13 protein-coding genes are annotated in these 17,761 nt (G+C 46.1%); 3 read left to right on the forward strand and 10 right to left on the reverse strand.

The window, feature by feature from the left end; translation table 11 throughout:
* Positions 1-251 precede the first annotated feature (251 nt).
* Together G5B00_RS16265 and G5B00_RS16270 are read left to right on the forward strand one after the other, a co-directional pair.
* Complete coding sequence (locus tag G5B00_RS16265; protein ID WP_163877970.1) at positions 252-1,415, forward strand: glycosyltransferase family 4 protein; 1,164 nt, start codon at positions 252-254, stop codon at positions 1,413-1,415.
* A complete protein-coding gene (locus tag G5B00_RS16270) occupies positions 1,412-1,744 on the forward strand; it encodes a metal-sulfur cluster assembly factor (protein WP_163877974.1) in 333 nt (110 codons plus the stop codon). Before G5B00_RS16265 ends, G5B00_RS16270 begins: the two co-directional genes overlap by 4 nt.
* A gap of 11 nt (positions 1,745-1,755) precedes the next feature.
* Here the strand turns inward: G5B00_RS16270 and G5B00_RS16275 are convergent, their stop codons facing one another.
* From G5B00_RS16275 to G5B00_RS16290, 4 genes are all read right to left on the reverse strand, one after another.
* Positions 1,756-3,003 (reverse strand): ABC transporter permease, encoded by a 1,248-nt coding sequence (locus G5B00_RS16275; protein ID WP_163877977.1) that lies wholly within the window; start codon positions 3,001-3,003, stop codon positions 1,756-1,758.
* Complete coding sequence (locus tag G5B00_RS16280) at positions 3,000-3,644, reverse strand: MBL fold metallo-hydrolase (protein WP_163877980.1); 645 nt, start codon at positions 3,642-3,644, stop codon at positions 3,000-3,002. Before G5B00_RS16280 ends, G5B00_RS16275 begins: the two co-directional genes overlap by 4 nt.
* Before the next feature lie 77 nt (positions 3,645-3,721).
* Positions 3,722-4,612: a PorP/SprF family type IX secretion system membrane protein gene (locus G5B00_RS16285; protein WP_163877983.1), complete on the reverse strand. Its 891-nt coding sequence runs from the start codon at positions 4,610-4,612 to the stop codon at positions 3,722-3,724.
* A gap of 106 nt (positions 4,613-4,718) precedes the next feature.
* Positions 4,719-9,434, reverse strand: coding sequence for an FG-GAP-like repeat-containing protein (locus tag G5B00_RS16290; protein WP_163877988.1), 4,716 nt, complete (start codon positions 9,432-9,434; stop codon positions 4,719-4,721).
* A 364-nt stretch (positions 9,435-9,798) separates the two neighbouring features.
* Here G5B00_RS16290 and G5B00_RS16295 point away from each other — a divergent pair, with 364 nt between their 5' ends.
* A complete protein-coding gene (locus G5B00_RS16295) occupies positions 9,799-11,250 on the forward strand; it encodes a 7TM diverse intracellular signaling domain-containing protein (RefSeq protein ID WP_163877991.1) in 1,452 nt (483 codons plus the stop codon).
* 38 nt (positions 11,251-11,288) lie between these two features.
* On the opposite strand, the gene G5B00_RS16300 is transcribed toward G5B00_RS16295, so the two are convergent.
* Genes G5B00_RS16300 through G5B00_RS16325 form a run of 6 tightly spaced genes read right to left on the reverse strand, consistent with a single transcriptional unit; the run spans position 11,289 to position 17,441 of the window.
* Positions 11,289-12,617: a DUF58 domain-containing protein gene (locus G5B00_RS16300; RefSeq protein ID WP_163877994.1), complete on the reverse strand. Its 1,329-nt coding sequence runs from the start codon at positions 12,615-12,617 to the stop codon at positions 11,289-11,291.
* Entirely contained in the window at positions 12,617-13,588 is a 972-nt protein-coding gene (locus G5B00_RS16305; RefSeq protein WP_205966451.1) for an AAA family ATPase, read from the reverse strand. Before G5B00_RS16305 ends, G5B00_RS16300 begins: the two co-directional genes overlap by 1 nt.
* Positions 13,589-13,614: 26 nt before the next feature.
* Entirely contained in the window at positions 13,615-14,820 is a 1,206-nt protein-coding gene (locus G5B00_RS16310; protein WP_163878002.1) for a DUF4350 domain-containing protein, read from the reverse strand.
* Entirely contained in the window at positions 14,817-15,638 is an 822-nt protein-coding gene (locus G5B00_RS16315) for a DUF4129 domain-containing protein (protein WP_163878006.1), read from the reverse strand. The genes G5B00_RS16310 and G5B00_RS16315 overlap by 4 nt, the downstream gene beginning before the upstream one ends.
* Positions 15,622-16,548, reverse strand: coding sequence for an ABC transporter permease (locus G5B00_RS16320; protein ID WP_163878009.1), 927 nt, complete (start codon positions 16,546-16,548; stop codon positions 15,622-15,624). Before G5B00_RS16320 ends, G5B00_RS16315 begins: the two co-directional genes overlap by 17 nt.
* The gene (locus G5B00_RS16325) at positions 16,539-17,441 is read right to left on the reverse strand and encodes a stage II sporulation protein M (protein WP_240894546.1); all 903 of its coding nucleotides are present in this window, start codon (positions 17,439-17,441) and stop codon (positions 16,539-16,541) included. Before G5B00_RS16325 ends, G5B00_RS16320 begins: the two co-directional genes overlap by 10 nt.
* Between the last annotated feature and the right edge of the window lie 320 nt (positions 17,442-17,761).

A 17,761-nucleotide genomic window follows, 5' to 3' on the forward strand; every position in this document is an offset into this window, starting at 1 on the left:
CGGAACGCTACGGACAGTAAAGGGTTTAAAAATATCATGTACTGAAAGAAAAGGCGATTATATACTTTAGTAACCAACTCGTCATTTCGACGAAGAATGAGGAGAAATCTATGGTTGAACAGGGTTAATCCCCTACTTGGCCATAGATTTCTCTTCGTCGTATCTCCTCATCGAAAGGACGGCAAAGTTTGGTTAAAAGAAATGTATAATTACCAAAGAAAAAATTATATGTTTGCAAGAGACATCATGACATGCGGATACTGATCGTACATAATTTTTATCAACACCACGGTGGAGAAGATGTCGTTTTTGAGCAGGAAATGAAGTTACTCGCTACACGGCATGATGTAAAATCAGTTCGGCTTCGCAATAAAAAAGGATGGAAAGGCGTATTGCAATACCTGTTTTATCCATGGAATATCTTTTCTGCCCAAAAGGTTCTTAAAGAAGTCAAATCATTCGCCCCAGATATCGTCCATGTGCACAATACGCATTACGCTATCGGCCCCTTGTTATTCAGAAGTCTTTACAAGCGAAAGGTTCCTGTCGTTCAGACGCTGCACAATTTTCGTATCCTAGATCCATCTGCTATACTTTTTCACAAAGGAAAAGTATTTACAGATACCATAACAAAAGAGTTCCCATGGAAATCTGTTCGCAACAAGGTTCTGGATAATTCATGGATAAAAACGTTTTTAACAGCTTTTACTTATTATTTTCATAAAAAAATAGGCACTTGGCAACACGTAGATAAGTTTTTGGTTTTTTCTGAATTTGCCAAAGGACTGCTTTTACAATCCTCTCTCCGACTGGCTTCTAATCAAATAGCCGTCAAGCCAAACTTTGTCTACCCAATAGTACAGCAAACAGCGCACACAAGAGAAAATTACTTTGTGTACATTGGACGGCTATCTGTCGAAAAAGGGATCACCCCTATGTTGGAAGCATTTGCCGAATCGGGCCTCGTACTGAAGATTTATGGCACCGGCCCCCTGCAGGATACCGTAAAAAAGTATGTACACCTGCATACCAACATTGAATACTATGGATTTCAGCCTAAAGAAGTGCTACATGAGACGCTATCTTGCAGCCAAGCACTGATCATGCCATCTGTCTGTTTTGAAGGCATGCCCATGACCATATTGGACGCGTTCGCAAGCGGCACACCCGTGATTGCTTCTAAGATCGGTATTCTCAGTGAAATGGTACAGCCGGGAAAAAATGGGCTACATATAGAGCCGAATGACAAAAATAGCCTTATACAAGCGTTGTACAACTGGCAATATCTACGCTTAGAGGAAAAGAAACAGATGTCCGAAAATTGTAAAAATGAATATTGGGAAAAATATTCCCCCGAAAAAAACGTATCCTTGTTAGAGCGTATCTATCAGGAAGTCAAAATAAATCAACAATGAGTAATATTATAATTATAGATCCTCTAGGGATGGCCCCAAAAATTCGGGAGACACTGGAAACCATATACGATCCAGAGCTTAAGCCTGCCAATATCATCGATCTGGGTTTGGTGTACGAAATCATTACCAAAGAGGGAGGCATTGCCAAAGTGGTCATGACGCTGACTGCTCCCAACTGTCCTGTCGCTGGAGACATCATGGACGAAGTACAACAGAAACTGTCCGCCATCGAAGGTGTCAGCGAAGCGCTCGTCGAATTGACTTTCGATCCCCCATGGAACCGGGACATGATGACCGAAGAAGCAAAACTAGAGCTTGGGCTGCTTTAATACACCCAATCTCATTCGCTCCTGATATCCGTGACTCTACCTATTTCTTTCACGCTGAGTTTAGAAGAAAAGTAAGACACGATCAGTGATAGTGCGACAACGGTCAGAAATACCAATATAAAATCTTCCAGACGGATGTCGATCGGATACACATCGATGAGTGAGCCTTCTTCGCTACCCGTACGGATGAACCCGTACATTTCCTGTAGCTTACAGAAAATATAGCCTACGATAATACCCACTGTCCCTCCAATCAGTGAAATAAACACTCCTTCAAGGAAGAAAATACCCTCGACCATACTCCGCTCAGCTCCTAAGCTCTGCAGGATTTTCATATCTTCCTTTTTGTCGATGACCAACATGGTCAGTGATCCGACAATATTGAATATGGCGATGATACCGATAAAGGTCAGGATAAAAAAAACGATCCATTTCTCCGACTTGATGGTCTTATACAAGGTAGGATTCTGTTGCTGTCTATTCTTGACATCAAAATCAGCTCCCAATTCCTTTTGGAATTTTTTCTGCACTTTATCGATATGGTTCGGGTTTTTGAGATATATCTCTACTGCCGATATTTTATGCTCTTCCCCCAACAGATCCCGTACAAACCCTATAGGAGCAAGTACAAGATTATCAAATTCAGGTTGATAAGTCAACACACCCACCACATCAATGTTTTGGATATTGAAGTCCTCCAAGGGATTGAGGTTGTGGATGGAGATATCCTTGCGCGGAAAAAAAAGTTGTACATTATTGTATATGCCCGATATAGGTACTTTCAGATTGGCCTGTATCTGCGCACCTATCAGTGCCATATTGGTCGAATCTGTCTGTATCGAATATATGCCGCTTTGTAGGATTTCGTTTTCATTTTGGTTGTGTAGACTTTGGGGTGGAACTCCTTTGACCAGACCAATGAACTGTTGGTTATCGTATTGTACGAGTACCTTGTCTTCCAATACTTCGGAATAGCTTTGTAATGCCGTGTCCGAGCGGAGTTCTTCAAATGGGATCCCACTTCCGTCAAACAGTTTGCCTTTTACCGGTTCTATTCGTAGATGGGGTGCAAAACTGCTGTACATTGACAGGATAAATTTCTCCATCCCATTGTAAAAGGAAAGCACGATAACCAGCGCTGCTGTGCTCACAAAGACACCGACCACACTGATGGCAGAGATGACATTGATGGCATTGACCGATTTTTTGGAAAAAAGGTAACGCACAGCAAACAGAAGGGGTACTCTCAATTTTCTCATGCGCGAACAAAAGGGTTGGTCTTCTTTTCAAAGCCTATGGTTGTATGTGGGCCATGGCCAGGATAGACAATGGTCTCTTCGGACAAGGTATATAGCTGTGTCTCGATACTTCGCAATAGGATCTCATGATTCCCCCCGGGCAGGTCTGTACGTCCTATACTGTTTCGGAAAAGTACATCACCACCCAGCAAAAAATTTTGGGCTTCCGAAAAATAGCATACATGGCCGGGCGAATGTCCGGGTGCAAAAATAACCTTCAACGTATGCGCACCAAAGTCAATATTTTGTCCTTCTTCCAAGAAGGTGGTGGGTATGGGAGATGTTTCATATCGGATCCCCATCTGGGGGGCGTAGTTGTCTACAGCCACCAGGATAGGTACTTCATTTTTATGGAATTGCGGGATCAGACCCCATTGCTCAAAAACATAGTGATTGCCCAGCACATGGTCTATATGACAATGTGTATTGAGCAGCAACACAGGATTTAGCCCCTCCTCCTCGATAAATGATTGCAACATACGTTCTTCGGCAGGGCCATCCATGCCGGGATCGACGATCAAGCAGTCTCTCGACTCCTCATCGTAAAGAACATAGGTATTCTCTTGATAAGGATTAAATACAAAGCTCTTTATCTGAATCATATTTCAAACTTAGATAAAATGCTTTGGATTCACGAATGCCCGGGAGAAAAAATTAGGGCAAAAGAGATTTTTTGCCTTTACAGCAACCCTATACCTCCCACTCTGTAACGCAGTCCTACCTCGTGTGTATTGGTCGAAATACGTTGGTTTAACGTGTGGCTCCTGCCGGCAAACTGGTAGCTGTAGCCGATACCAAAGTCTCCGAAGTTAAGCTGCATCAGCGCCGATAGGTCTCCTTGGTTCTGCACGCCCATCCCCAGACCCAGTTTACGTGCCATGAACAGCAGCACGCTCACGTCGTAGCGCGGTGTCAGATCATCCATATGGCTCACCAACAGCGAGGGACGAAGATGAAAAGCCTCATCCAGACCGATCAAAGCACCGGCAGTGATGTAGTACACATTCCGGAATTCGTAGTCTACATTGCCCCGGCGACCCAACGAAAACCTCGGCATCGATATGCCAAAGTAATACCGATCCGGACGATAGTAACTCGTGCCGATACTTAGAAACCCACTTGTCTCCCGGACATCCTCCCGGAACGAGGGATCATTGCGATCGTCAATACCCATATAGTTACCCTGAAAGTGGATCAGACCACCTCCCATCGACAGGCTCAGGTACTCCTCCTCGGTGATACGGACCGCTTTGGCCACATAACCCGAAAATTCCGTCTCTTTTGAAACCCCCATGGCCGCATGCTTCGCATCGAAGCCCACCGACAGCAGAGCATTACGGAATCCTACATTGCCACTGGCCCATACAGACTTGGGGGCACCATCCACGCCGACCCATTGGCTGCGGCCGAGAACCGACAGGCTTCCTCCCGGATCCATCGTGCTCAGCGAACCATTGAACGAATTGCGCAACTGCCCGAACTGGTTGTAGCTTACCCCGTGCTGAGCCCAGCCGTAAAACGGTAGAAAGGCCAATAGCACGATCAATAGATTGGTTGTTGTTATTTTCATTTTTAGTCAGTTATCAGTGGTCAGTGGTCAGTAGTCAGGCTTTTAAATTCCTAATTCTCCATTTTCAACTCTCAATTATCCACTCTCCACTTTCAATTATCAATTATCAATTCACTGTCCGTTTCACCACAAAAAATCCCTTCTCCCGTTTCCATTCGTTGCCGTCTTTCACATCCAGGTAATAATAATATGTACCGTCGCGGACATACTGTCCCGTGAATACCCGATCACGGTTGTCATAACTTTCGATCTCGGCCAGTACCTTGCCGGACTTGTCGAAGATGGTGATCCTATTTTCGGGATAGTCACGAATACCCTCGAGCATCAGGAAGTCGTTGATCCCGTCACCGTTGGGCGATACGGCCTGATGCACACGGATCGGCAATGCGGCGTTGGCATCATTGGCGATACGTATGCTGACCGATACGGGGTCGGCAGGCAGGTAGTTATGGTTGCCGGGCTGTGTCGCCGTGACGGTAACTGTACCCAGGCGCTTGACGATCAGGGACAGGCCGTCCAGCGTAGCGACCTGTTCGTCATCGATGGACAACGTCACAGGCAGGCCGCTGCTGCCTGATACATCGAGAGCGACCGTACCGGCATCACGTGCCAGTGTGCCGGGCGAGATGAACGTAATCGTCTGCGGGGCTTTATTGATAGTCAACACCTGCTCTACATCTGCCGCAGGCAGATAAGCGGCATTGCCGCTCTGGCTCGCGGTAATGGTAACTGTGCCGGCGGCGTGAATGGTCACGATACTGCCGGATACCGAAGCTATGGCAGGATCACTGCTGCTGTAGCTGACTGTAAGATCGGAAGAGGCCGTAGCGGTCAACGCGAATGCCGCGTCGCCATATACTTTGTCCGGCAGAGGATTGAATGTGATCGTTTGCGGTGCCTGCGGTGTGGCCGATACCATTGCCGAGCCGAGGCTTGCATTACCGACCCGGTCTACGGCTCTTACTTCGTAATAGTAAGTCGTACCGTTGGTCAGCGACTGGTGCAGGTATGCGGTTGTTCCGGCCGGGACGGATGCGAGCAAGCTGAGCTGTCCGGCAGTAGTGCCGAAATAGACACGATACCCGTCAAGATCAGTTTCGGCATTGGCATCCCATTGCAGGTTTACCTGCGCATTGCCAAACGTGGCTGTAAGACCGGTCGGTGCGGCCGGAGGTACCGCGTCCACGAGGACAGCACCTGTATTGCCTACACTGTTCAGCGTCAGTACGGCATTATTGTTTGCTTCGTCTTGGATGGCACCACCGGTCAGTCCCAGCGTACCGACGGTAATACCGTCCGTGTCAAGGTCCCCTTCGGCGACTGTATAGCGGAACGTGATCGCGGAGGCACCCGAACCACTGAAATAACCGGCATATCGGGTGGCCGTACCGATAGTCAGAGCGATACGTGGGGTACCACCGCTCGTATTCACGGTAACAGGTTCGCTAAAGTGGACCGTAAAGTCGAGGTTCTGCCCGGCGATATATGTATTATTCGCAGGGACGGATACAGTCGTGACCACCGGTGCTATATCGTCCACTACCGTGACGGTAAAGGGTTTATCAAATGTAGCTCCGTGATTGTCCTCAGTCCGGATGCGCACCGAGTAGCTTCCCGCGGCCATGTTGGCGGGATTGTCGACACGGAGCTGATTGCCCGAGATATTGAATAAGCTATTGTGGTCACTACCCGTGCCGGATACCAGCGTATAGGTATGCGTATTCCCGTTGTCGGGGTCGGTGCTGCTGAGCGTACCGACTACGGCATTGGCTCCGCCACTTTGATTGACGCTGGTGCTGCTCAGGCTGATGTCGGTCGGCGGCTGGTTCGAACAATCCTCGCTAAAGCTCGATTGGCTATCTACATACGTCGTCCAGTTCGCCGTACTATAAGCGATGTTGTCCACCTGAATACAGGTCAGATTTGGGTTATTATTGACCCTAAAAAAAGCATTTGCAACACTTGAATTATTCCCGTTTTTGACGTTTAATGTGGTCAGTTGATTATTGTTACAGAGCAACATTACCAATGCCGTATTCTGACTGACATCCAGAGCAGTCAGCTGATTATTACTGCAATTCAACTGTTCCAATGCCGTGTTGTTACTGACATCCAAGGCCGTCAGCTGATTATCATAGCCGTACAAATTTACCAATGCCGTATTTTGGCTGACATCCAGCGTGACCAACTGATTATTGTCGCATGTCAAACCTTTCAATACCGTATTCTGGTTGACATCCAGAGCGGTCAGCTGATTATTACTGCAATTCAAATATTCCAATGTCGTATTTTGGTTAACATCTAATGTAGTCAACTGATTATCATAGCAGAATAAATATACCAATACCAAATTCTGACTTACATCCAAGGTGGTCAGCTGATTATTATCACACCACAAAGTTGTCAATGCCGTATTTTGGCTGACATCTAACGAGGTTAATTGATTACGATCACAGTACAAAGCAACAATATTGACAAAAGCCTCAATCCCGGTAAGGTCGGCAATGCCACGATTGGCAACAGAGATCGTTCCGGTAAATGCTATTGCTTCGTTGCATTGTATTTCGCCGTCGCCGTCGGTGTTGATGGCTGTATTTGCCAACAAAGCAGCTTTAAAGTTCGCATCGGGGATATGGACTACGCAGGGTGGTGTCACCTGATTTTCATACGCCCCGAGATCCACGGTATTATTCTGTATGCGGGGATTGCCTGCCAGATCGGTGCTTGCCGTGATGTAGCCATTGTCGCCGGCATCGATAGCCGGACTGCCTGTTTGCAATGTAAAATCACCACTTTCCGTATCGTTGAAAAGCGGATCGGTAGCGGCAGGCAGATTGTTGTTTACCACAGCGGTATAGGCACTGTGCGTCTGACCCTGCACCAGGCTGTTCTTCACATCGTATAGCTCTCCGAAAACACTGTTGGCACTCATATCCCAGATGATACTGTTGCGGACAATGGCCACTCCACTATGATTGTACCAATCGGAGCCTCCGTTAGCGGCGGTATTGTAGGATATAGTGACATTGGTAAGCGTGGCGGGCGGGTATAAACTATTGTTTCCATAATGGTAAACCCCTCCACCATTTTGGCCGGCGGAATTGTTGTAGATGCTGACATTCGTCAAGACCGATGCGGAATACACGAAATGTATCCCACCACCGTTTAGGTCCGCGGTATTGTCGCGAATAATCAGGTTAGTAAGGGTGGGTGCGGCTTCATCAAGAAAAATACCTCCACCTCTCGACAGATTTCCGACACCTGAAGCATTGCCATCGGTCAGCGTAAAGCCGTCAAGAACTGCGCTGGCTGTCAGCGTTCCTACATTTCTGACGACAGAAGCACCATTGCCTTTCAGAATGGTCGGGTTACCTGCCCAGTTCCGGTCGCCCATAGCGGGGTTGCCAGTATCGGCAAAACCGCCATAAACGCGCACATGCTCCACCAAGCTGAACGCAGTGCCCGAAGTGGGCTGGTATTCGCCTTTGGCCACCCATATCTGCAAGGGATTGCCGGTCGTCCAGTTGCTTTGGTTGTCATCGGCCCATTGCAGCGCATCCGCAAGCTCGGGGAGGGCATTGTCCCAGGAGGAGCCGTTGCCGGTGTATCCGGCGGCATTCTGGTCTACATTTTTGTTGACGTAGAGGATATTGCCGGAGCCGGGAGCATAGCCACCCCGATTGAGAAAGACGTGCGTGGTGCCGTGCCCTGCGGAGACGGTGGCGATATCGTTGCGACCATCGCTATCCAGATCGGCTATGACTACGTCAAAAGGCAGAAAATCCGCATGGCTCAGCATGCGCTGCTGATAGAACGTACCGTCTCCTTTGTTGATCAGGATGGACACATAGGCAGAACCCTGGCTGACAGCAGCTATGTCTGCATGACCGTCGCCGTCTAGGTCTCCGATCGCCGTTCCGGCAGGGCTGTTGCCGACAGCGTAGGTGGTATGCGCGGCAAAGGTGCCGTTGCCGTTGTTGAGCAATACGGATATGGTGTTGTCATTGCGGTTGGCGACGACCAGATCGTTGTGTCCGTCGCCGTTTAGGTCGCTAATAGATGTATGTATCGCATAATTTCCTGTCGGATAGGTGACGGCAGTGGCAAATGTTCCGTCGCCGTTGCCGAGCAGCACAGATACCGTATTGGAAGGGCCATCAGCGGAGAGCATATCGGGGCGACCGTCGCCATTGACATCGGCTATGCTCAGCCCCCTGCCGTAATTTACAGGATACGCGACCGGGAAGGCTAATGTGCCGTTGCCGTTATTGATATATACGGCTATATCTTCGGCGGTGGCGGATAAGGCCACATCGGGAAGACCATCGCCGTTGAGGTCGCTGACCGCCAGCCCCATTGCCCAGCCGCCGGAGATGGCATATTCTGTTTTAGTGGGGAATGTGCCATTGCCGTCATTCCACAGGATGACCAAATGGTGCTGGTCGCTCATGGCGGTGCGGTTCCATCTTGCGGCGATGATGTCGGGGTGACCGTCGCCATTGAGGTCGCCGGTCTGCACAGCTGTCACCGAGGTGTACTGATCCTCTGTCAGGTAGTTTACAGCCGGAGCATAGGTTCCGTCGCCGTTGTTGAGGGATACGGCGACACCGTTTTCGGGAACTTCATTCCAAAAGTCGCTTCCTGTGACCAGGTCAGGCTTGCCGTCGCCGTTGAAATCACTCCATGCGATAGAGGTAGGATACATGCCGGAAGGATAGGTAGCCTTGGTAAATACCACCTGCGCCGTGGCTGAAAACGACAGCATGGAGGTCAACGCAAGGCATATATAATACCTTAGGAGGCTTGGTTTTGATGTATTCATTTCTTTAATTCTTTTATACCTAAGTTGGATTGTCCGTCGTATAGTACATCATCAAAGCATTTTCACCTGGTAGATCAACCCATCAATAGACGATTGGTTATTTTTTGTAGTTGTTGCGCCACAAACATATAGATATGTTCTAAAATATTTCCCACCCCATAGGGGTGGTTTTGCAAAAAAGCAGTGATTTTTAAATTATAATGGTTGTAGAGTGCATGTACTTCCGAAGACATTTCCCACTGACACAAGGATTACCTACAGTTAGCCTGCCGTTGTTCACGTGCCAATATGTTTCTTTATGTAGAATGATCTGCAAAAAAATCTTAGTTTTGTATATGCACTTAACTGACCCCTTTTCGCTTTTATGAGAATTTCCCTTATCTTGGTATATCATCAGCTGACTGTTTGTATAGGAACACTCCTTTTGGTTTTGGGAATTTCAGAAGTGTTGTATGCGCAATCTCCTACTCCCATTCCGGGCGAGGTAGCTGGGCTACAGTTTGAGCCCATTCCGGGCAACGACAGCTTGTACATGGCAAAAGATGTACAGGGCGACACCTGGATAAAGGGAAACATTCCTCCGGCTATGCAGGGAATACCGATCGTTTTCCAGATCCCATCGTCCCAATTTGTAACGTATGACCTATATGTTGATCAAGGAGAGGGTTTTGTACGGATACACCAGGATATCAACCACGCTAAGCAAAAGGTGCAGGGACGCTATCCGCTATATTTTTTTAACAGCCAGGCAGCGGCGTATTATCTCCGAACGAAAGATAGATCGATCAGGGGGCTGGACGTAGCGGTATACAGACCCTCACAGTTCATAAAGGAAGAATCGGTCAACCTTGTACGCAACAGCTTGTACTATGGGCTAGCGATGATGTCCATTATCCTTAATTTCGTGCTTTACCTTATCTTTAGGGACAGAGGTTTTATCCTCTATTCGCTACTGCAACTGAGCCTGCTCTTGATTTTTTGCTATCAAGACGGAATGTTCTACTTCCTATCTCAGGGTCGATTTTTCATGCAGCACTACCTGATCTGGAATATTGCCGTCTGTGCTACGTTGGCGGGGTTGTTTGCCTATTATTTTCTGGATCTAAAGCACAATATGCCTCAATTCAAACGGTTGGCCAAACCTCTGATCTGCTGTATATTCGGCTCAGTACTGTTTTACACGTTGACAGAACATATGTTCTTCCGCTATCTGGCCAGTGTGTTTTTTTATACATTCCCCGTTATATGCCTGTATCAAGCGTTTAGGATGTTCCGCAGGGATGTATATGCACGATTTTTGCTGCTTTCGTTTGGAATAGTTGCGCTCATTTCGGTCTTTTATACTTTAAATAAGTATTTTAGCTTACCTTTTTTGTCCTACTTCGACATCAATGTCATCCGGTTGGCCAATATTTTAGAAATCATCGGTATCAGTTTTGCGCTGGTCTTTAAGGTAAAGGCCGTGCAGGATGAAAACGAAATGTACAAAGAAAGACTGAACAGACATCTCCATGAACTGGAACGTCTCAAAAAGATCCAACATACGATCTGGAAAAACGGAAACGGCGCGGGACAGGTATTACCCGATCTGCAAGAGGAAGTAATTGCCGAGCTGAAGGCGCAATATGATCTCACGGACAGGGAAGTGGATGTCCTGCTGTGTATCTGGAAGAAATTGACAAACCAGGAGATCACCGAAAGGTTGCATATCAGTATCAACACGACAAAATACCATATCCGCAGACTCTACCTTAAACTGGCTGTCAATAGCCGTGAAGAGGTACATCAAGTGATACAGAGTACATTTGCGGAATGATTTTATTTGGTTTTTTTAAACTTTACCTTACCTCCCACTTATATCAACCCTCTGGCCTTGATTTCCAGATACTTGTTGATAGAGTTGATACTCAAATCTTCCGGAGCAGTATAGATCGTCTGCAAGCCATGCCGATTGAGTTCTTGAATGATCAAATGTTTTTCGTAGACAAATTTTTCGGCGATGATCTTGTTATATATATCGATGGTCTTGGTCGCCTTTTCTTTGGAAAGCGCAATCAGTTCGGTATTCTTAAAGACAATCACGACCACGACGTGGCTCTTATTCAGCATCTTGAGATAAGCCAATTGCCTGTCCATCGCATCGAGGGTTTCAAAATTGGTGTAGACAAACAGCAATGATCTTTTGTTGATGTGCTTCTTGGCAAAGGCATACAAGTTGCCAAATTCCGTTTCTTGGAACTGTGTCTGGATACCGTACAGCTTGTCCGAAATCTTACGCATCTGGTTATTGTGCTTTTCTGCCGGGATATGATTGGTTACTTCGGTCGAAAAGGTCAGCATACCCGCCCGGTCCTGCTTGAGGATAGCGGCATTGGACAGTACCAAAGTGGCATTGATCGCATAATCCAATAAGGTCATGCCCTCGAAAGGCATCCGCATCGCTCTCCCGGTGTCGATCAGCGAATAAATAGGTTGGGATTTTTCTTCTTGATACTGGTTGACCAACAGTTTCTGGTGTTTGGCAGATGCCTTCCAGTTCATGTGCCTGTATTCATCGCCCCGCACATACTCCCGGATGTGGTCAAATTCCATCGTCATCCCTATCCGACGTATACGCTTGATACCCATTTCCATCAACCTGTCCGTGGTTGCCAATAGTTGGTATTTACGCATCTGTATGAAAGATGGATAACACGGTATCTGATACCTGTCACGAAGGGAGAACTTACGTGCAAACAGCCCCAAATGTTGTACCAATACGTGACAACTCCCAAAGGTATATATCCCTCTGGTCTTAGGATGCAAGACATAATCTACTTGGTGTAGCTGTTGTGGCCGTAAGTGCATACGATGTTCCTGATCCCGCATTTGCAATTGTTCCGGCAATTCTTCGAGGATCCGAGCACGAACCGTCAGGGGATAGGAGCTCTGTAATTCCAATGTTAGGGGATTCGCATCGCCATTGGACAGTTTTTCGGGATACTGTCGCTGTATATGCACTTTATTCGTCCGAAAATAGAGGAACAGCAGATCCCACAGCATGGCCATCAGCCAAATCCACAGCAGTATAGTGGCCACGGGACGTAAGGGCTCTACATAGAACGACACCACGTACACGGCCGCTAACCCCAATAGGATGTAATAAAACAGATTGGCAATATATAAGCTCCTCAAAAATTTCATCAGCGGGGTATTTCTACGCTTTCTACGATCTGGCGAATGATATAGTCTGTCGAAAATCCTTCCATTTCTTTTTCGGGCGTGAGCTGTACCCGGTGTCCCAATGTAGCCGGAGCAACATATTTGACATCTTCGGGCGTGACGAAATCACGGCCTTGCAAAGCAGCCAACGCCTTGGAAGCTTCCAATATAGCAATCGATGCCCGTGGAGAAGCACCCAACGTCAGATTTGCGTTTGTCCGGGTCTGTATGACCACCTCGGCAATGTATTTCAAGATATCCTCGTGTACAAAAATAAATTTGGCCAGGTGCTGAAAATGAACGATCTCATCCGCCGAAACCACAGCATGAACCAACTCCTCTTTATTTGTAGCCTTGTGGCCATGGTGCTCTCTGAGGATATGGAGTTCCTGCTCGAATTCGGGATACAATACGTCAATCTTGAACAAGAACCTGTCCAACTGTGCCTCCGGCAGGCGATATGTACCTTCGTGCTCGATTGGATTTTGTGTCGCAAAGACGACAAAAGGATTGGCCATTGGATACGTATGTCCATCGACTGTTACTTGTCTTTCGCTCATACACTCAAACAGCGAAGACTGGGTCTTGGCCGGAGCCCGGTTGATCTCATCGATCAACACGATATGGCCAAAGATCGGTCCTCGGCGAAATTCAAATTCATTGGTTTTCAGATCCAGGATAGACGAGCCTGTCACGTCCGAAGGCATGAGATCGGGGGTGAATTGAATACGTTTGAAATCGCTGTTAATGGCCTTGGCAATGAGCTTAGCTGTCAAAGTCTTGGCCACTCCCGGCAAACCTTCGATCAGAGAGTGTCCTCCGGCAAGGATCGAAACCAACAGCATATTGATCACCCGATCCTGGCCCAGGATAACTTTTTTGACCTCATCGCGCACAGCATCCATTCGGGCCTGCAACGCGGTGAGGTCTATCCGATTTTCAAATTCGGGCATAAATCTATTTATGTTCTCCAATTCGTTCATAGTATATGGGCTTTTTGTTTAAAGTCTTCAATCGTGTTATTTATGGTTTTCACATCGTCTATGTGATGATGTGGGTGCTGCCGATATTGCTGTAAGAGTTGCATACAGGTTTTGGTCTCCTCCGGATCTACTCCCGATTTGGAGGCCAATTGTTTTAGAAATTTCTCATCCAGGATATCCAATGTTTCCAAATGATAGAGAGACCGTAGCGTAAAGAGGAAGTAATCGATCTTCTTATGGATGATATTGCCGGGGTGGCCATTCTCATAATACAGATTGCCTATCGTCTTGGCAAAGTCTTTGGACAGATTGGGTTCAGGTCGGATGACCGTAATCGCCCTTTGTTCACGTTTGCTTTTGAAAACCAACAGTAAGAAAAGTCCGATCAGCAACAGATACCAGGCTTGATAAAACCCGGGTTGCGTCAGGACCACGCGCAAAGGCGTGCGTGGTTTTTCCCATTCATAATAGACATCCGAGAATAAGATCTCCTTATATCGTATCACTTGTAAGGCCTTAGCTACGTACCGGAATTTGTCTTCCTGTAAAATATTGTAGTTGGCAAACACATCCGGTTGCAAATGAAGGTATATATTTCCTTTGCCCACAGCTACACGAATAAAATTCGGCAAAGCCCTCCCCCTCGAATGCAAATGTCCCAATACGGTACAGTTCTTTGCATTGAGCTTGTCAAAGATCCAAAAATCATTAGACTTATCGACTTTGATACGGTTCGTATCTTTTGCCAAGGTATACGTGACCCTCTGATCAGTGGGTTGGAATCGAACATAATCCAACCGCCCAGAAGAGATGCCCAATGTATCCATGAGCAATTCTTCAAAATAGAGTGCCGAGAGAAATACGTCACCCCCTTGCTCCACATAGCGCATGATCTTTTTGGTATCTTCATTGTCCAGATCGGGGTATTGATCGATCGCGATCAATGTTACATCATATTTCTTGGCGCTGTCCAAACGTGCTATCTCTTCGTAAAAAGTATCGTCAAAATTACGATAAGTACGATGTTTACCGAGAATATAGGGCAATTCCTCGTGAAAGACAAAAAGACCATAAGGGATTTTGTCCCGTATATTGAATGTCTTGTGCCAGTTGATGGGGCGCTTGACTCCCGCGTCGATAATAGCTATACCTGCGATGACTACAAGCACTACGATGATCCAAACAACAATACCCTTTCTCATGACCACTTTTGTTGAAATTGTTTGAAATACCGTTCAATATCTGTATACTCCTGTCCCAAAATCTTCCGATCACCAAACCATACCCGATCAAATAGCGTAGCACAGGTCAAAAATTCTTCTTTCAACTCCTTAATGGCCACATCTTCCATCAACTCCACATTGGTCTTGGTATGTTTCCAATGGATATAGCCTTTTTCATGCAGGATCTGTATATTGAGCAATTGCTGATAACGGATAGCCATTGCATAATTTCCCTTTTGCAAGGCTTCACGGATATAATGGTGCAGATCCACCTGCATAAGGTTTCTTTCCACAAAAGCCATCTCTTCTTCCTCATCCAATTTTTCTTCAGGCAATTGTACATACACTTTTTTGCCCGAAAAGAACAATTTATAGAGCAAAAAAAGAAAAATAATCCCACCCAAAATCCCTAGGATCGTATAGAAGCCATCATAGACCTTCACATTGGGCTGGGGAAAAAGACTGTCCAGAAATCTGGTAAACCTCTCGATCAACTCATCCCAAAAATTGAGCTGTTCAGATATACTTTCCACATATTCAAAATCCTTGCTTTGATAACGGGACAGCATCTCTGCATAAGGCGGCACAGTGTCGATAGGCATCTGCGCCAGGATCGGAATGGAATCGTAATACCGGGGCTTCCAGTACTCGTATTCCGGTTGCGACTCGATTGTTTCTGCCGATATAGAATCTAGTTCCGTTATCACCGAATCTACCGTCTGTGCTAAAACATCAGTGGAAATTGAGGTCAACAGTAGATAAACCAGATAAAGTAACAGGTTAAATCGGTTTGTCATCACCCCTCCTCCCTATCTTTGCGATTCGCTGAAAGACATTCTCACCAAACTGTAGCTCCTTCCCCGACTCATAGATGATGCCATAGCTCAATACGGAGAACATATTGTAAACAATGAAAAACAAGGTCAGCAAAGAAGCACCCATGGAGACCAAAGTCTTACCGAAGTAAGTGTCAAAGAAATTGTCGTTGAAACCCACACTGTTGTAGGCAATCAGCCCAATCACCACAGATGGCACCAATGTCATCGTGTACAGCAAGGTCTGAAACAGGAAATTGACGACATAGGATGCCGTACCATATTCGAAAAACTTCTTTTTCAATAGCGTATAGGCCCCTTGAAACGTATCGATCAGCTCATAATATCCTTCCCGATACAGCATGAAAGCGGTAAAGAACCATAATCCCACCATGGCAAACACAATGCCCATACCTATCGAACCTACCATCGGTACAAACATACACGCAAATAGTACGATAGAAAGGGGAATAAGGGTCAGCATACCTACAATGATCGCTGCACCCAAAAAACGAAAATAACTCCCTATATGTGTCTTGAATGCCTGCCAAATTTCCTTTTCACCAAAATCCAAACAGCGTCGATCCCTCAGCATAATGAAATACTCTATAGTCAATCCGAAAGCGATCATGCCGATAAGTGTCATGACCAAAAAGGCTACCATAAAAGAAGAAATCACATTAAACAACTCGCCCGAACTATAATCTACATGCATGTTGAGCTGCGTAGAGAGGTAGTAACCCACGAGCAACATACCACAAATCGGAAGAGCTAGCATCCTAAAAAGCACCTTGCTCAAATGACCTATAATGATTTTCAACAAGTTGATGAAATCCTGTACAAACTCCCCCAACTTTCGCTCCCGCTTAAATTCAAACTCGATTATTTCCATCCGTACTTTAAGGCCATTTGTTTAGGTTTCACCACATAAAAATAAACAATAGCAACAGCAGATACAATAATGATGCTGATACATAATCCCAGGGAAACTTGATAGTATCGGGTGACAAACCCTTCTAAAGAACCTGCCACGATAAAAAACGGCACAGTACTGATCAATACTTTCGTCGCTTGCTTGGCTGCACGTTTGAACGATTCCAAGCGGGTAAACGAAGCGGGAAACAGGATACCATTGCCCATGGCGATACCACAGCCTCCTGCAATGACGATAACCGACAGTTCGATCGTGCCGTGGATCCATATCGCGGTCATGGCTTCTTGCAGCACATCATATTTGTAAAACAAATAATGGAAGGCTCCTACCATAATGCCATTGCTGAATAGAATATAGCCTGTGCCTACACTGACAAAGACGCCAAGGATAAACGCGTAGAACGCGACCTTTACATTATTGATCGTGATCGCCAAAGCCCCTCCCCAATCACTCCCCTGCTGATAGACAGCGGCCGGATTGCCGGACTTGATATTCTCGATTGTCATATTGACATAATGGTCTCCCATGATCAGACGTACAAAGTCTTCATCATAATGGGAAGACACAAAGCCGATAACACTCGCCAATACAAAAAGCAACAGGGAGTACAAAAGGGGTTTGCGAATAGTCCAAATAGCCTCAAACACCTCGTATCGAAAAAAATACAATATCTTATTGTTCGAGGACTTTTGGTCTCTGAAGACCAACTGATGAGCACGTATGGCCAGTTCATTAAGGTATTGCTTGGTCTTGCTCCTGGCATAGAAAGTCTGGGCATACGCCAGGTCATTCGTCAGCTCGATATAGTTTGATGCCAGTATATCCGGGTCTACCTTATCTTTATTCGTCAAATTATTTTCAATTGACAACCATTTTTCTTTATTTCGTTCTATAAAAGAGGCTTCCCGCATAGTTAAGTTGATACGACTATAGCCCAAATATATGAAATATTCATGTTTCCAAAGATACAGCACACATGAATATTCCATATGACCATTAAAAAGTCAAACAATATACATATGAAATATTTACATTCTCGAAAATACTGGATTTGTGACAGAAATTCTTTAATATAAATCGTCATGTTGAGCGTAGCATAGCGAAGTCGAACCGAGTGAAACGAGCTCATGAATGCCTTAAAAGACAAACAAAGGATGAATAAACATCTCGT

Source organism: Parapedobacter sp. SGR-10 (genome assembly GCF_011030405.1).
Taxonomy (GTDB): domain Bacteria; phylum Bacteroidota; class Bacteroidia; order Sphingobacteriales; family Sphingobacteriaceae; genus Sphingobacterium.